The 19041-nt window shown below is 54.5% G+C and carries 1 protein-coding gene; it reads right to left on the bottom strand.

What is annotated here, in order from left to right:
- Window positions 1-72: 72 nt before the first annotated feature.
- Window positions 73-19011, bottom strand: a complete 18939-nt coding sequence (locus tag C0Q44_RS09460) for a non-ribosomal peptide synthetase (RefSeq protein ID WP_105407002.1) — start codon at window positions 19009-19011, stop codon at window positions 73-75.
- Between the last annotated feature and the right edge of the window lie 30 nt (window positions 19012-19041).

The following is a 19041-nucleotide window of genomic DNA, read 5'->3' as shown; positions in this document are numbered from 1 at the left end:
GTCCTAATGACATTTGTCATCAGGACCCTTTTGCATGGTTTGAATCTTGGTATACCCAAGCCGGGTAAGGGATTAGAAAATAATATCAATGGCCTCTAACACATCTTGCTCCTGTTCGGATTGCCCGTTCAGGGAAATATCCTTGAGCAGCACTGAAGACTGTTCGCAAATTTGGGTGATGATCACGAGCAGATCCTGAGCGAAATTGTCGATCAGATTGTGAGTAAACAACTTGGTGGCATATTCAAACTGCCCGTTCATTCCCTCATCCAGCAACGAAATGACCAAGGTAAGATCAAATGGGGAAACTGTATGTGTTTCCGGATAAGATTCGATCTGGATATCCCCAAAGCTTTGAACGTTATCTTCCTTGGTTTCCAGAGCAAACATGACATCGAATACAGGATTACGGCTTGGATCTCGCGGCGCCTCCAGCCTTTTCACAAGCTCCTCGAACGGATAATCCTGATGGTCGTAGGCCCCCAGCATTGTTTCTTTGACTTCGTTCAAGTAAGCGAGGAACGTCTTCTCCCCGGATGGATACTGGCGAATCGCCAACGTGTTGACAAACATTCCGATGAGTGGCTCCAGGTCGGCATGTGTGCGACCCGAGACCGCCGTGCCTACAATGAAGTCTTCTTGTCCCGAGTACTTGCTGAGCAGAATTGAATAGGCCGCCAATAACACCATATAAAGGGTGCCGCCATTCTCATCGGCGATGCGCTGCAAGCTGTCGGTCATCTGCTTGTCGATGCTGAAAGGCAACACATCTCCCTCAAAGCTGCGAGCGGCAGGTCTGACAAAGTCCGTAGGCAGTTCAAGCGTTGGCAGTTCACCTTCCAGCATATCCAGCCAGTAGGCTTCCTGATTTTTCAGCCGCTCTTGTACAGGTTCGGATTGCTGCCAAGCGGCGAATTCTTTGTATTGAATCCGAAGCGGTTCCAGAGTCTCACCGTTATACAGGCGCAACAGCTCTTCGACGAATATGCCCATGGACATGCCATCCGTGACGATATGATGAATGTCCAGCATGAGCACATGCCGTTCCGCTTCACATTCGACTAAGCCCACACGCAACAGCGGCGGCCGCTCCAAGTCAAAGACACGCACAAAGCCGTCTGCGATGCTCTTCGTTTCACTTTCGGTCGCTTTTGTATACTCGACGGCAAACTCCAAGTCCCGATAAATCCGTTGTACCGGTTCACCGTCGACCATTTCGAAGCCAGTTCGCAAAACTTCGTGACGAGCGATCAATCCTTTGAGCGCAGCCTCGAATGGATTCCGTTCCAAACGCCCGACGAGAATTGTCATGCCGGACATGTTGTAGCTAAGCTCGGCGCCTTTCATCTGCTGCTGGATGTACAGCCGTTTTTGCACGGAGGAAAGCGGATAATAATCCCTCTTATCTAGAACCGGAATGGAGAGGTGTTCCTGCTGCTCCAATTGGCTGATTGCTTCGGCCATCGATTCGATGGTCGAGTGCCGGAACACATCACGCAGCGGCAGGTCGACGTTCAGCTCCTTGTGCACCTTGCTTACCAATGTCGTTGCCCTCAGGGAGTGCCCTCCGAGATCGAAGAAGTTGTCCGTCACCCCAATCGTGACCGGCCCGAGCACGTCCTGCCAGATGGAGACCAGTTTCGCCTCCAGTTTGGTGCGCGGCGCCACATATTCGCGGCCTGCGCTTGTCCCCCCTTCCGGCGCTGGCAGCGCCTTCCGGTCGATTTTCCCGTTCGGCGTCAGAGGCAGACGTTCCAGCTCCACAAAGTATGACGGGATCATGTACCCCGGCAGCTCACTGGAGATCGCCCGTTTCAGGTCTGCCGTCGTCAAGCCTTCTTCCGCTGTATAATAAGCGCACAACGCTTTCTGGCCTTCTTGATCTTCCCTGACAACGACAACCGTTTCCTTCACGCCACCCACACTTAACAGCTTCGCTTCGACTTCGCCCGTCTCAATCCGGTAGCCCCGGATTTTCGCTTGGTTATCGATTCGGCCGATGAAGTCCACGTTGCCGTCTTCCATCCACCGAGCCAAGTCTCCCGTGCGGTACAGCCGCTCGCTCGCAGCGAACGGGCTGTCTACGAATTTCTCTTCCGACAGCTCTGGACGGTTCAAATACCCGCGCGCCACGCCGATTCCGCCGATAACCAACTCACCCAGCACCCCGATCGGCACCGGATTCAGATGCGCATCCACGATGTAGAATTTCGCATTCAGCCATGCTTTGCCGATCGGCACATGACCTATCCGTGGTAGCTTCGTCAACGGCTCGTCGTAGAAGCTGGAGTCGATTGCCGCTTCTGTCACGCCGTAGGCGTTGATGATTCGGAACAACGAGCCAAAACGTTCCTGCAAGGTCCGGTAATCTGCCACGCTGCAACTGTCCGAGCTCGTGATCAACAGCTCCATCCCGCTCATATCCAGCTGCTGCTCGTGTACGTACTCCATGAACGGCACAATCAGCGCTGGCGTCGATTCGAAGATGGTGACTTGCTGCTGACGGATCCAGTAGTGCAGACGAGTCGGATCGATCCGGTCGTCCTTAGGCACAATCACCATCGTACCTCCGTTATACAGCGTCCGCGCGATATCTCCCACGAACACGTCGAATGAGAAGCTGGCGAGTTGTAGCAGCCGCACCGGGAACTGATCCAACCGGTATTCCCGTCGGTAGCCCGCCGCCGTGTTCACCAGGCTGCGGTGCTCGATCATCACGCCCTTAGGCTTACCCGTCGTTCCCGACGTATAGATCACGTACGCCAGATCCTCCGGACGGGCTTCATGGAAGCTTTCGGTGTCAACATTCGGATGGCTCGCATCGCCAGTCATCCTGGCACCTGTCAGCTTGCCGGAGACATTGCTGGAGCTAATCGGCGTATTTGCCCGCTCCTCGCTGTACGACGCTTCGTCGTCCAGGTACAGCACCGCCGCCAGTGCCAGTTCATCTTCACTGAGCCAGGCTTCGGCACGCTCTCGCAGCGCCGTTTGCGTCAGCAGTACCTTCGCTCCGCTGTCTTCGAGCATGAACCGCACGCGGTCTGCCGGATAATCCGGGTCAAGCGGTACATAAGCCCCGCCCGCTTTCCAGACGGCCAGCACAGCCACTAGCAAGTCCACCGAACGCTCGGCCAGAATGCCGACGATCGACTCCCGGCCGATGCCGCTTGCGCGCAGCGTGGCCGCCAAGCGGTTCGCCCGTTCGTTCAGCTTCGCATACGTCAACCGGTCGTTCTCGTACACAACGGCTGCCGCTTCTGGGGTGCGTTCCGCCTGTTCCTCGAACAGCCGGTGGAACGCTGCCGTAGGATCCGTTTCCGGCTGCGCCGGATTAAACGCGCCGAGAATGTGCTCTTTTTCCTCTGCCGTCAACACGTTCAGCTCGGCTATAGTCGCCGACGGGTTGCGGAGAATGGAGTCAAGCAGCTGCAAGTAGTGAGCGGCCAATTTCTCCACCGTTTCAGTTTTATAGAGAGCAGTGGCGTATTCAAACAGATATTCCAAGCCTTCCTCGATCTCCGTGACGTCCAAGCTGAGATCGAATTTAGAAACAATTTCTTCGCTGGCATACGTCGACAAATGGAGTCCGGGAAGCTGGATTTCCACATTCTCTGTATTCTGCAAAGCAAACATCGTATCGAACAGCGGATTGCGACTTAAATCCCGAGCCACGTTCACCTTATCGACCAGTTCCTCAAACGGATAATTCTGATGTTCAAAAGCACCCAGCGTCGTCTCTTTGACTTCCTTCAAGTAGTCAAGGAACGTCTTACCGGCAGCCGGATAACTGCGGATGGCCAAGGTATTGACGAACATCCCGATCAGCGGCTGAACGTCGCTGTGATTTCTTCCCGCAATCGGCGTACCGACGACCACATCTTCTTGGTTTGTATATTTATGCAATAATATTGTATAACTAGCAAGCAGAACCATATAAAGCGTAGCGCCATTCTCGGCTGCAAGCCGTTTCAGACCTTCGCTTTTCTCGCTATTCATAAACAACTGCAGCGTACGGCCCTCGTAGCTCTGCATAGCCGGGCGCGGATAGTCCGTCGGCAATTCCAAAACCGGCAGCTCTCCGCGGAACATGTCGAGCCAGTAGGCTTCCTGCTTGACAAGTTGAGCTTTCTGCTCGTCCGATTGCTGCCATACCGCATAATCTTTGTACTGAATGTGGAGCGGCTCTAACTGCTCCCCGCTGTACAAATGGACAAACTCTTCGATCAATACGTCAATTGAAATGCCGTCAGATACAATATGATGTGTATCGAACATCAGAATGTGCCGATTCGGCGCAAGTTCGGCAAGACCTATCCGCAGAAGTGGCGGCTTCGCTAGATCAAACGGACGAACGAATTGGCGCACCGTTTCTTCCGCCGGCTCTCCGCTGATCTGTACATATTCCACTTGAAAGGCGACTTCTTCATAAATCCGCTGAACCGCTTCGCCTTTTACCATCTCAAAGCCGGTACGAAGCGTTTCATGACGAGCTACGAGCCCGCGGAACGCTTCCTCAAACAGCTTCCGGTCAATCTCCCCTTCGAGCAGCATCGCTCCCGGTATGTTGTAGCTCAGCTCGCCTCCTTCCAGCTGGTTCAAGATATAGAGACGTTTCTGAGCGGAAGAGAGCGGATAATACTCGCTAGGTTCCGCAACAGGAATAGCCGTGAATGAGCCAATCTCCAGCCGCTCCATAGCTGCGGCCATTTCCTCAACCGTCGAGTAGAGGAATACGTCGCGAAGCGGGAATTCAACGCCTAGCTCCTTATGCATTTTGCTGACCAGCGTCGTTGCCCGCAGGGAGTGCCCGCCGAGGTCGAAGAAGTTGTCCGTTACGCCTACCGCCTTCTCCCGAACAAGCACATCCTGCCAGATGGCAGCCAGCTCCGCCTCAAGTTCAGTGCGCGGCGCCACGTATTCGCGGCCTTCGCCTGCTCCCCCTTCCGGTGCTGGCAGCGCCTTCCGGTCGATTTTTCCGTTTGGTGTCAGAGGAAGGTGCTCCAGCTCGACGAAGTACGATGGGATCATGTACCCCGGCAGCTCACTGGCAATCGCCCGCTTCAGGCTCTTCGCCGTCAAGCCTTCTTCCGCTGTATAATAAGCGCACAACGCTTTCTGGCCTTCTTGATCTTCCCTGACAACGACGACCGTTTCCTTCACACCACCTACACTCAGCAGCTTCGCTTCAACTTCGCCCGTCTCAATCCGGTAGCCCCGAATTTTCGCTTGGTTGTCGATCCTACCAATGAAGTCCACGTTTCCGTCCTCTATCCACCGCGCCAAGTCTCCCGTGCGATACAGCCGCTCGCCCGCTGCGAACGGGCTGTCTACGAATTTCTCTTCCGTCAACTCCGGACGGTTCAAGTACCCACGCGCCACGCCGATTCCGCCGATAACCAGCTCGCCCAGCACCCCGACCGGCACTGGATTCAGATGCGCGTCCACGATGTAGAATTTCGCATTCAGCCACGCTTTACCAATCGGCACATGGCCTGTCTGCGGCAGCTTCTCCAGCTCAACGTCGTAGAAGCTGGAGTCGATCGCTGCTTCCGTCACGCCGTAGGCGTTGATGATTCGGAACAGCGAGCCGAAGCGTTCCTGCAAGGTTCGGTAATCTGCCACGCTGCAACTGTCCGAACTCGTGATCAACAGCTCCAACCCTTTCATATCCAACCGCTGTTCATGCACGTATTCCAGGAATGGCACGATCAGCGCCGGGGTTGATTCGAAGATGGTTATTTGCTGCTGACGGATCCAGTAGTGCAGACGAGACGGATCGATCCGGTCGTCCTTAGGCACAATCACCATCGTACCTCCGTTATACAGCGTGCGTGCGATATCGCCCACGAACACGTCGAATGAGAAGCTGGCGAGCTGTAGCAGCCGCACCGGGAACTGATCCAACCGATATTCTCGTCGGTAGCCCGCCGCCGTGTTCACCAGGCTGGAGTGCTCGATCATCACACCCTTAGGCTTACCCGTCGTTCCAGACGTGTAGATCACGTAGGCCAGATCCTCTGGACGGGCTTCATGGAAGCTTTCGGTGTCAACATTCGGATGGCTCGCATCGCCAGTCATCCTGGCACCTGTCAGCTTACCAGAGATATTGCTCGAGCTAATCGGCGTATTTGCCCGCTCCTCGCTGTACGACGCTTCGTCGTCGAGGTACAGCACCGCTTCCAGCGCAAGCTCCTCTTCACCAAGCCAGGCTTGGGCACGCTCTCGCAGCGACGTTTGCGTCAGTAGTACCTTCGCGCCGCTGTCTTCCAGCATGAACCGCACGCGGTCTGCCGGATAATCCGGGTCAAGCGGTACATAGGCCCCGCCCGCTTTCCAGACGGCCAGCACAGCCACTAGCAAGTCCACCGAACGCTCGGCCAGAATGCCGACGATCGACTCCCTTCCAATACCACTTGCGCGCAGCGTAGTCGCTAGACGGTTCGCTTGCTCGTTCAACTCCGCATACGTCAGCTGGTCGTTCTCGTACACGACAGCTGCCGCTTTTGGGGTGCGTTCCGCCTGTTCCTCGAACAGCCGATGGAACGTAGCCACAGGAGCTTCTTCCGGCTGTGCCGGGTTAAACGCGCCAAGAATTTGCTCGTTTTCCGCCGTCGTCAAAAGCTCCAACTGATTCACGCGAATGTTTGGGTTAGCTGCAACCTTCTCCAGTGCCCGGGCAAAATGACCGTGGATCAGCCTGATGTCTTCCTCTCTGTACGTCAGCGCATTATACGTAAACCGCAGCAAAATATGCTCTTCCGGAATGACGGTAATGTCCAGGTCGTAGTTCGTTTGCTCCGGTGACTGGATATTAGCGATTTTCAGCGCTTCTTTGTCTCCGCCGACGACCTGCTCAATCTGTTCTTCCATCGGATAATTTTCAAATACCATAATATGGTTGATCAAGTCCCGCTTTTGCTCACTCAGCGACTGGATTTCGAACAGCGGAAACGTTTCGTAAGCTCCCGATGCCAGTGCTTGATCCTGGGTTTTTCTCAAGATATCGGCTACAGCTTCTTCGGCTTTGCCTTGAATACGAACCGGGATCGTATTAATAAACAGACCGATCATGCTTTCGATGCCCGGAATTTCCGCCGGACGCCCGGAGACAACGGAGCCGAATACGACATCCTCACTGTTGTTGTATATCTGGAGAACCAGCCCCCATACGGTCTGCATGAACGTATTAAGCGTCACCTGCTGTTGGCGCGCCACCTGCTCGATTTGCCCGGTCAGTTCCTTGCTGAGCTCCACATCGATTTCAGCCGCTTCAAAAGCGCCCAGCTTCAATTGCGTTTTCTCCTGGGGCAGCTTGGTCTGCTGATCATAACCCGCCAAATACTTGGACCAGTAACGCGAAGCTTTCGCGGCATCTTGAGCTTCCAGCCATTCGATATACCGGGAGTACGAGGTAACTGGAGGAAGCTCCAGCGTCCGCTTCTCCTGGAACGCGAAGTAGGTGTCGAACACTTCTTTGATCATGAAGGACATGCACCAACCGTCCATCAAAATGTGATGGTGACTCCAGATCACATGGTAGGACTCGTCGCCCGTGTGCAAAACGGTCACGCGCATTAGAGGGCCTCGGGCCAAATCGAACTTATTCGCTTTATCCGCGCTGACGAAATCGGCTATCCTCTTCTCCGGGTCTTCATCGCTTACCGGGCGAATATCTTCGAAGTACACTTCACACTTCCGCTCGCGGAATATCACTTGAATCGGCTCGTCTCTCCAGCCGGTAATAAAGTTGGTACGCAGCGCCTCATTCCGCTGCACCAGCGTATCCAACCCTTGGGTGAAGGCTTCAATATTCAGGCTTCCGTACAGATCGAAGGTTACCTGTTCAAAGTAAGCTTCCGAATTGGCATCCAGCAGGCTGTGGAACAACATCCCTTTTTGCAGCGGAGTCAGGGTATATACATTCTCCAGTTCGCCGAGCGCTACCGTATGTTCGGTCAGCCGCTCCAGTTCCTCCACCGTCACCTCTTGAAGCAGTACATCGCTAGGTGTAAGCTCCGGTCGCTCTTTCGATACGCAATGGCTGATGACTTCAAGCAAGCTCGAATGAAGTAGGGTGCTCAGGCGCTCTACCGTTTCCCGTTTATACTGGGTTTCCCCATAACGGATCGTGAGTTCCAGCACGCCTTCCGACATCATACCGTTGATATCAAGGACATAATCCATCACTGCATTCGGGCTTGAATCGGAGCCCGCGCTGAACGAAGACGGCCGCGAGCCGCTACTTTCGTAATCCTGGTCGAACTGACCCAAATAGTTAAAGCTGATCTCCGGCTCCAAAGCGAAACGCTCGCCATCATGCGATGCTGACAAATAACGCAGGATGCCGTAGCCAATCCCCTTGTTCGGAATGCGGCGTAAACTTTCTTTAACCAGTTTCACCTGATGACCGAGCGCTTGGGCGTGACCCGTCTCTAGAACGACAGGGAATTGGCTCGTAAACCAGCCTACCGTGCGCGTAATGTCCACATCCGGTAAAAGTTCTTCCCGGCCGTGGCCTTCGAGATTCACCAACACGCGTTCCCGGCCACTCCAAGCTTGTACCGCGAGGCCAAGCGCGGCAAGCAGCAGATCATTCATTTCCGTATGGTAAGCACGGTGTGCCTGCTTCAACAGCTGTTCGGTTTCCTCCGCCGTCCAGTGAACGGTCACGAGCCCACTGTCTTCCAACTTGGACTTGCCTTGTTCAAAATCTTTCGGAAGCGGCTCATAGCTCAATTGCTCGATATGCTGCCAGTACTCTCTTTCGCTTTCCATCGCCGGACCGTTCACATAATCAGTGAGCTGTTTCGCCCACGTTTGGAATGAATCCGTTTTGAGCGGCAGGCGGATCGGTTGCCCTTGCAGCGCCTGCTCATAGCCGACAGCAAAATCCTCAAGCAGAATCCGCCAAGATACACCGTCTACGACCAAGTGATGGATCGCGATGAGCAGGTGGTCTCCATCGTCGCAGCGGAACAAGCCGAGCTTCACCAGCGGGCCGTTTTCCAGATCAATGCTTGCTTGAATGTCATTCGCCTTAGCCTCTATCGCTTCTTTCATGTCGCGGGCTCTCTTGAAATCGACAACTTCCAGATCGAACAGCGTTTCGTTCTCCCCGGCGCCGCGATTCCAGGCGGTATAGCCGTTCTCGGTTTGGCGATAAACCGTACGGAGAGCATCATGATGCACGACAAGCTGACGCACCGCTTGGCGTAAAGCTTCTTCGTCAAAGCCTTGCTTGGAGAACTGCATGAATGCCTGGTTGCTGTGATGCATATCGGCTGGATTTTGTTCAAAGAACCAGCGCTGAATCGGGGTCAAGATGACCTCTCCCGTCACTTCGGCCTGGCTTGCCGTTCTCTCCACCGTTTGCAGATGCAAACCAAGGGCGGAAATCGTCGGGTAATGGAACAAATCTTTCATGACCAGCTTGTATCCCGTTTGCAAAAGACGGGATGATACCTGCAAAGCCTTGATTGAATCGCCGCCGAGCGCAAAGAAATTATCCATCGTTCCGACCTGATCCACGCCCAGCACCGACTGCCAGACCGACGAAAGTGCTTGCTCGGCAGGAGTACGAGGCGCCGTGTATACAGCCTCGGCACGAATGTTTCCTTCCGGCACAGGCAGCGATTTACGGTCAATTTTCCCGTTCGGCGTAAGCGGCATTTGATCCAAGTGTATGATGCGCGAAGGCACCATATGGGAAGGCAGTGCGGCATCCAGATGAGCCACAAACCCTTCCAGATCGAAGCTGAAATCCGCTACGACATACCCGCACAAATATTTCTGCCCTCGCTCGTCTGTCCGGTCGATGACAAGCGCTTGGCGTAAGCCGGCAACATTTTTCATGGCCGCTTCAATTTCACCAAGCTCGATCCGATAGCCGCGAATTTTTACCTGGTTGTCAATTCGGCCAATGAAGTCCACGTTGCCGTCCGGCATCCAGCGCGCCAGGTCGCCCGTCCGGTACAGCCGCTCCCCGGCGGCGAACGGGCTGTCTACGAATTGCTCCGCCGTCAAATCCGGGCGGTTCAAGTAACCGCGGGCCACACCCGCTCCACCGATAACCAGCTCGCCGAGCACCCCGATCGGCACCGGCTTCAGATTCGCATCTACGATGTAGAACTTGGCGTTCAGCCATGCTTTCCCGATCGGCACACTGCCCGTCTTCGGCAGCTTCTCCAGCGGCTCGTCATAGAAGCTGGAGTCAATCGCCGCTTCCGTTACGCCGTAGCTGTTAATAATGCGGAACTGCGAGCCGAAGCGCTCCTGCAAGGTGCGGTAATCTGATACGCTGCACGTATCCGAGCTTGTGATCAGCAGCTGCAGCGAGCTGAGATCTAGACCCTCAGCATACACATGCTCCATGAACGGCACGATCAGCGCTGGAGTCGATTCGAACACCGTCACGGCGTAGTCGCGAATCCAGCCGTAAAGGCGGGTTGGATCAATCCGGTCGTCCTTCGGCACGATGACCATGGTGCCGCCGTTGTACAGCGTCCGTGCAATGTCGCCGACGAATACATCGAACGAGAAGCTGGCAAGCTGTAACAGCCGGATCGGGAACTGATCAAGGCGGTAGCCCCGCCGGTAGCCCGCCGCCGTGTTCACCAGGCTGCGGTTTTCCACTGCCACGCCCTTCGGACGGCCCGTCGTACCAGAGGTATAGATGACGTAAGCCAAATCGTGCGGCTTATTCACATTTGCCAGATTCGATGCGAGATCCACTGCTAGTAGGTTCTTCTCGGCTTCTGCTGTGGCGGACATTTCGGCAGAAGCCGTTTCCGCTTGCGCCAAAGCCTCCAGCTCTGCGCCTGCTTCGCCCAAAGCGTGTACACCCACGGCAACTTCTGCCGCTCCGAGGCTATATGTCGCGGCATCGTCAAGCGCAAGCACCGTTTGCAGTGCTAAATCTCCAGCGCTGCGCCAAGCTTCTGCCTGCTCCAGCAGGCGGGTCTGCGTGAGCAGCACCGACGCCCCGCTGTCCGCGAGCATATACTCGATCCGCTCCGCCGGATAGTCCGGGTCGAGTGGCACATAAGCGCCGCCCGCTTTCCATACGGCGAGCACCCCGATCAACAGCTCGGCCGAACGGTCGGCCAAAATGCCGACCACCTGCTCCGGTTTCACCCCGCGCTCCCGCAGTGTATACGCCAGACGATTCGCTTTGGCATTCAGCTCCGCATACGTCAGTTTGCTGTCTTCGTAGACAACCGCCAGCGCTCCCGGAGTGCGTTCCACCTGCTTTTCAAATAGCTCATGGAAAGTTCTCTCTCTCCACGACTCATCCGCCTCCAAACCTGTCCCCTCTGCGGTGGATTGTTTCGCAAGAGCCGAAGACAACACGTCAAACCCGACCAATAAATTATGCTTTTCGCTGTCCGTCAAGATATCCAAATCCGCAATCCGCGCACTCGGCTGAGCCAGGATCGACGCCAAAAGTTGCTCGTAATGACCTGCCAGCCGTACCATTGTTTCCTGCCTAAACAGCGAGGTAGCATACTCAATCTTGCAAACCAGCTCGTTACCCTCTTCCACAATATCTAAGCTAAGATCAAACTTTGCCGTCTTTTCCTCGATGTCGAACAGCGACCATTGCAAGCCTTCCAGGGTTAAATCCAAGCTTTCGTGCTTCTGCAAAGAAAACATGGTGTCAAACAGCGGATTCCGGCTTAAATCCCGGCTCACCTGAAGAGCTTCCACCAGTTCCTCGAACGGATAGTCCTGGTGCTCGTAGGCTCCAAGCGTCGTTTCCTTCACTTCCTGCAAGTAATCCAGGAATGTCCGCTCCGCCGCTGGACCAAAGCGAAGGGCCAGCGTATTGACGAACATGCCGATAATCGGCTGCAGGTCGGCGTGAGAACGGGCGGCAATCGGCGTGCCAATCACGATATCTTCCTGTCCCGCGTATTTATGAAGTAATACGGAGTATGCAGCCAGCAGAAGCATGTACAGCGTCGCCCCCGAATCGCCGGCAAGCCGTTTGAGAGCTTCACTTTTCTCCACATCCAGCGTAAACGTGAGCGTTTGACCGTCAAACTGCTGCACAGCCGGACGGAAGAAGTCGAGAGGCATCTCCAGAACCGGAAGCTCGGAGCTGAATACCCCGCGCCAGTATTCTTCCTGCTGTTTGATGCGCTGGCGCTGCTCCTCGGATTGCTGCCAAACGGCGTAATCCTTGTATTGAATCCGCATCTCCGGCAATTCTTCCCCATTGTACAGCCTCACGAATTCGCGTAGCAGCACGTCCATGGAAAGACCGTCGGAACCTATATGATGAATATCCAAAGCGAGCAGGAATTTCTCTGTCTCCAGTTCGATCAGCAGGGCGCGCAGCAAAGGCGGCTGGGTCAGGTCAAAAGGTTGAATGAAGCCTTCAAGAATGGCCGCAACCTGATCTTTGCTTGCTTGAAGCTTTTCGACCTTGAAAGCTACTAGCGGATGAATACGCTGAACTGGCTCCCCATTCACGATTTCAAAACCGGTGCGCAGCATATCATGCCGGGCTACCAAAGTGTTCAGCGCCTTTTCCACTTTCGCCTCGTTCAAAGCCCCTTCCAATTGCAAGGCACTTGGGAGGTTGTAATTCAGCTCCGAGCTATCCAGCTGGTGAAGGACGTACAACCTTTTCTGCGCAGAGGAAACCGGATAGTACGCTTTCTCCTCTGCTTTTGGAATCGAGATATGCTGCGTTTCTTCCAAGTTGGCAATAACCCCGGCCATCGATTCTACCGTCATATAGCGGAACACATCGCGCAGCGGAAGTTCGACATTCATTTCCTTCCGAATCTTGCTGACAAGGTTCGTCGCCCGCAAGGAGTGGCCTCCGAGCTCGAAGAAATTGTCCAGGATTCCAATGCCAGAGTAACCCAGCACTTCCTCCCAGATCTCCACAAGCTGGGACTCCGTCCGGTTACGCGGCGCTACATATTCGACGCCCGTTTGCAAGCCGCCTTGCGGCTCCGGCAGCGATTTGCGATCCACTTTGCCGTTAGACGTAAGCGGCATGCGCTCCAGCTGCACGAAGTACGACGGGATCATGTACCCCGGCATTTCCTGGGCCAGCGAGGTTCTCATCTCGCTGACCGTCAACATCCGGTCCGCCACAAAGTAGGCGACAAGTGTCTTCTCGTCTCCACCGTCCTGACGGGCGAGCACCACCGCTTCTTCCACGCCCTCGACGTTCAGAAGCTGCGTCTCGATTTCGTCCAGCTCGATCCGGTACCCACGGATTTTCACCTGATGGTCAATCCGGCCTAGATATTCGATGTTACCGTCCGGCAGCCACGCCGCCAAGTCGCCCGAGCGATACAGTTTCTCCCCCTGCGCAAACGGAGAATCGACGAACTTCTCCGACGTCAAATCCGGGCGGTTCAGGTATCCTCGCGCCAGCCCTTCCCCGGCCACGTACATTTCGCCCGCCACGCCGATCGGCACAGGGCGGCGGTTTTCATCCAGGACGTACACGCTCAGCGTCGGAATCGGCTTGCCGATATTGCTCTTCGCCGCCTCCATTTCGACCCACGTGATTTCCTTATACGTAACATGAACCGTCGTCTCGGTAATCCCGTACATATTGATCAGCTTCGTCTCCGGGTATTTCGTCTTGAAACCCTTGAGCAGCAAAGGACTCAGCGCTTCTCCTCCGAAAATAACGTTGCGAATCCGCAGATCGTACGCATGATCGGCCAAGACCTCACGCAGCAGCTGGTAGAAGTAGGTTGGTGTCTGGTTCAAAATCGTGACCTGTTCACGGCCCAGCAGCGTCAGGAATTCAGTCGGATTTTTCGCCGTGAGCGGCGGTACGATGACCAGCTTGCCTCCGAACAGCAACGCTCCATACATCTCCCAGACGGAGAAATCGAAACAGAACGAGTGGAACAGCGTCCACGTGTCGGACGGCCCGAAGTCGAACAGGTTCTTGTTGTTGAACAGGAGGCGCACGACATTTTTATGCTCAATTAGCGTTCCTTTCGGTCTGCCGGTCGTTCCCGACGTGTAGATGACATAGGCCAGATTGCCTGGCCCAGAAATGGACTCCAAGTTCGAAGCTTCCAGCGCATCTGCGGAGTCTGCACCTCTGTTGCCCCAAACGAAATCATCCAATTCAAGGCGCGTTCCTGCAAAGTCGGTCTTATCATGCAGATGCTTTTGAATCAGCAATAACGGTGCGCACGAATCCTCAATCATGAAGCGGATCCGCTCCTCCGGGTAGTCGGGATCGACAGGCACATAGGCTCCGCCCGCTTTGAGAATCGCCAGAATGCCGACGACCATATCGAGCGAGCGTTCGGCCAGAATCGCTACCAGTTGGTCCGCTTCGACTCCCGTCTCCCGCAGCTTCCGCGCAAGCCGGTTGGATCGCTCGTTCAGCTCGCGGTAGGTCAACTGCTGCTCGTTCATGACAGCGGCCACATTGTCCGGGTAAAGTTTCGTCTGCTCTTCAAACAAGCTGTGAATCGTTTGGTGACGCGGGTAGTCCGCCGCCGAATCGTTGAAACCACGCACCAGCTCGCGGATTTCCTCCTCTGTGAGCATTTCCAGCGAGGCAATATCCCCGTCTGGCGCTGCTGCGATGGTTTCGAGCAGCTTGTCATAATGTCTGGCGAACCGCTCCGCAGTCTTCTGTTTATACAAAGCTGTAGCGTACTCCAAACGGCATTCGAGCTGACCTTCCAGCTCCGAAATGTCCAGGAGCAGCTCGAACTTGGATGTTCGGTTTTCCAGCGGATAAAACGATTGCTCCAGCCCCTCGATGACAATTTGCTCGTTCTCCGTATTTTGCAGAGAGAAGAACGTATCAAAGAGCGGATTCCGGCTGGTCGCGCGCGGAATGTGAAGACTCTCTACCAAGTCTTCGAACAAATAATTTTGGTGTTCGAAAGCCCCAAGCGTGATGTCCTTGATTTCTTCCAGGTACGAAAGGTACGTCTTGGAACGCTCCGGACGGCTGCGAATAGCCAGCGTGTTAATAAACATTCCTACGATCGGCTGCACTTCTTCCTGCGTTCTTCCGGCAATCGGCGTTCCCACGATCAGTTCTTCCTGACCCGAATATTTATGCATAAGGATAGAGTAAGCCGACAGCAGCACCATGTACAGTGTCGTCCCCGTCCGTGACGCCAGCTTTTTCAGCTTCTCCGTCCGCTCTTTCCCGATATAAAACTTCACAGTCCGGCCGTCAAAGCTTTGCACCGCAGGCCGCGGGAAGTCTGTCGGCAGCTCCAAAACTGGCAGCTCACCCGACAATTGTTCCAGCCAGTACTCCTTCTGCGGCTGGAGCATCTGCCCATAGGCTTCGGAATGCTGCCACACGGCATAATCTTTGTATTGAATACTCAGCGAAGCCAGCTCCTCACCCCGATACAAGCGGCTGAACTCGTCGAAAATCAGCGCTGTCGAAATGCCGTCCGAGACGATATGGTGCATATCAAACAGCAGAATGTGGCGCTCCTCGGCGACTTTGATCAGGCCGATACGGAGAAGTGGCGGCTTGGTCAGATCAAACGGGCGATAGTAAGATTCCACCACTTGGTGCAATTCCTGCTCGCTCGCCTGGAAATAATCGACAGCAAACTCCACCTCGTCGTAGATGCGCTGGACAAGCTCGCCTTCAACTTGCTCAATCCCGGTACGCAGCGTTTCATGGCGCTGAATCAGTGCCATGAAAGCATGCTCGACCCGCGTGCGGTTCAACTTGCCTTCGAGAAGAAGCGCCGCCGACATATTGTAGCTTCGCTGGGAACCGTCAAGCTGGCGCAGGACGTACAGACGCTTTTGCTCGGATGAAACCGGATAGTACTCGGCATCCGCCGCCTTTGTAATCTCATACGTCTCCTGCTGCTTTAAACCATCGATTCTTTGCGCCAACTGTGCGATCGTAGTGTAGCGGAAAATTTCCCGCAACGGAACCTCGACTTGCAGTTCTTTCCGAATTTTAGAAACAAGCGTGGAGGCACGCAAGGAATGACCACCCAGATCAAAGAAATCGTCTTGGACTCCAACTCGCGCAATACCCAGCACCTGTTGCCATATGAGAGCAAGTCTTGTTTCCAGCGTTGTACGAGGAGCCACATACTCATGACTTGCTTCTACCTCTGAAGTCGGTTCAGGCAACGCTTTACGGTCAATTTTGCCGTTCGGCGTAAGCGGAAGCTTATCAAGAGACACCAGTCGGGAAGGTACCATATGAGCTGGCAGCTCTTGCTTCAATTGGGACAGCAGATCGCTCAGCTTCAAGGAAGCATCCGCCGCCACGTAGCCACACAAATACTTTTGCCCCTGCTCATCCGTACGGTCGGTCACCACAGCCTGCTTGACGCCCGGGAAACGCAGCAGGGCCGTTTCAATTTCGCCGAGTTCAATCCGGAACCCGCGAATTTTCACCTGGTAGTCGATCCGACCGATGAAGTCCACGTTGCCGTCTTCCAGCCAGCGAGCCAAATCGCCTGTCCGGTACAGACGTTCACCCGGCACAAACGGGCTGCCCACAAACTTCTCGGCAGTTAGGTCAGGACGGTTCCAGTACCCGCGCGCCACCCCGGCGCCGCCGATGACAAGCTCGCCCGGAATCCCTACAGGAACCGGATTCAACGCGGCATCTACAATGTAAAACCGGGCGTTCAGCCAAGCTTTGCCGATCGGCACATGACCCGACGGTGGCAGCTTATCCAGCGGCTCATCGTAAAAGCTGCTGTCAATGGCCGCTTCGGTAACGCCATAGCTGTTGATGATGCGAAATTGTCCGCCGAATCTTTCCTCCAGCAATCGGTAATCGGTGACACTGCAAGCATCCGAGCTGGTAATCAGCAACTGCATAGAGCTGACGTCCAGCCCTTCTTCATAAATATGCTGCATGAAAGGCAGGATGAGCGCAGGCGTCGATTCGAATACCGTAATGTTTTGGTCCCGAATCCAGCCGTATAAGCGGTTCGGATCAATCCGGTCATCCTTCGGCACAATCACCATCGTGCCACCGTTATACAACGTCCGCGCAATGTCTCCAACGAAGACGTCAAACGAGAAGCTCGCCAGTTGCAGCAGCCGCACCGGGAACTGATCCAACCGGTACTCACGGCGGTACGCATCCGCCGTATTCACGAGACTACCGTGCTCGATTAAGACGCCTTTCGGGTGTCCCGTCGTACCCGAGGTGTAAATCACATAAGCCAAGTCTTGCGGGGCGCTGTCAGCAGATTCAAATTCCATAGCTAAGGCATCCCCGTTATAAATCTGTTCATCGTCCATGTCATAGACAGCTTGAAGCTTCAGCTGGTCATCTGCCAACCAACCTCCGGCCCGTTCCAACAGATGACGCTGCGTAAGCAGCACCGATGCTTCGCTATCGCTAAGCATGTACTCAATCCGCTCAGCCGGATAATCAGGGTCCAGCGGTACATAGGCTCCGCCGGCTTTCCAAACGGCGAGCACCCCGACCAGCAGTTCCACCGAACGCTCCGCCCAGATCCCCGTAATCGTCTCCCTTCCCACGCCCTGTGCGCGAAGGTGAGAAGCCAGCCGCTCGGCGCGTTCGTTCAATTCGCCGTAAGTCAGCTTTTTGTCCATGTAGACGACTGCCGGGTGATCCGGAATGTCTCGGGCAAACTTTTCGACATACCGATGAAACGCTATTCCCTCGCTCAGTGCTGCCACCGGCGGGTTAAACACGTCCAGAATACGGTGTCTCTCCTCATCGCTCAACAGAGAAATCTCGCGTACCTGCAGTTCAGGAGTCTCAAGAAACTGGTCCAGAACGGTTACATACTGTTCCATAATTCGATCAATCTCGGCCGTCTCGAATAGGCCGGTACGATAGGAAGCATGGAGAATGACATGGCCTTCATTTAGCATATGGTCGAAGCGCAGCAGTAAATCGTCCATCTCGTGCCTAGCAAAGTGAGCCTCCAGGCGTACCTTGATTTCTTCGTACTCCACAATTTTCAAAGGCAAATATTCCAGAGACGTGCGGAACAGCTCCGAAAGATCGTTGCGGCCGTGTTGTTCGCGTAAATCCTGGATCAATTGGTTATAAGGGTATTTCTGATACCGCAGATCCGCCGTATTTTCCTTCGAAACCGCTTGGATCAAGGAAAGCACATGGCCATCTGGATCCAGACGAATCCGCGTAGCCACAGTGCTGACGAACATGCCAATCGTTTCTTTTTCCTTCTTGCTGGTGCGATTGGCAAAAACCGTGCCGACCGGAACATCAGTGCTATCGGTCAGCTTGTACAATAAGGCGTACATGGCGGACAGAAATAACGTATATAAGCTGACCTGATATTGTTCGCTAAAGGCCAGAATGCGTTCATAACGAGGACCGTCCAATGTGATAGCCAGCTTATTGGATTCGCTGCCGATCGAGAACGGCGGAACCGATTTAATGCCGGTCGTTTCAGGCAAAGTGTTGTACTTCGTCAGCCAGTATTCCTTGCCTTTTTGATAACGCTGCGATTGCTCATATTCATGCTCTGCATAAATATAATCCAGATAGGATGGAGCCTGGTAACTGCTGGAGTTGCCTTTGCGTAGCTCCAGGTATTTTTCCATCACCGCATGCAGCAAAGCAGTGACGGACAAGCCGTCGGCGATAATATGATTTATCGTTAAATTGAGCCATACTTGGCCGTTCACAAAGTGGATCATAGTAAATTCGTAGAGATGTTCGTCGAACACGCTGGCCGGCTTTTCGCTTATTCCTTTCACCCAAGCATCGAACTGTTCGGTTGTGCCTATTTCGAGGCGGGTTATCCTGGCTTGGACATTCTCCGGTTGTTCGAACCACTGCGTTGGATTTTGCAAATCCCCGCTAATACGGATTCGGAAAGCGTCATAGGTTTTGACGATCTCTGCCGCCGCTTGCTCCAGAAGCTGTGTGTCGATCTCACCCGTAATTTGGTAGGTCGCGGAAAGCATCGTGATAGACGTCCCCGGATTCATAATTTCCATGAACCATATCCGGCGCTGGGCTTGCGTTAATCCATATTGCTTGTTCGTATTCTCTCTCACATCGACACACTCCCGTATTAGAGATTGTTT

Origin of the sequence: Paenibacillus sp. PCH8, from assembly GCF_002968835.1 — a bacterium.
GTDB lineage: Bacteria > Bacillota > Bacilli > Paenibacillales > Paenibacillaceae > Paenibacillus.
Note: the sequence above shows the minus strand (reverse complement) of the source record. Positions and strands in the feature narration are given on the sequence as shown.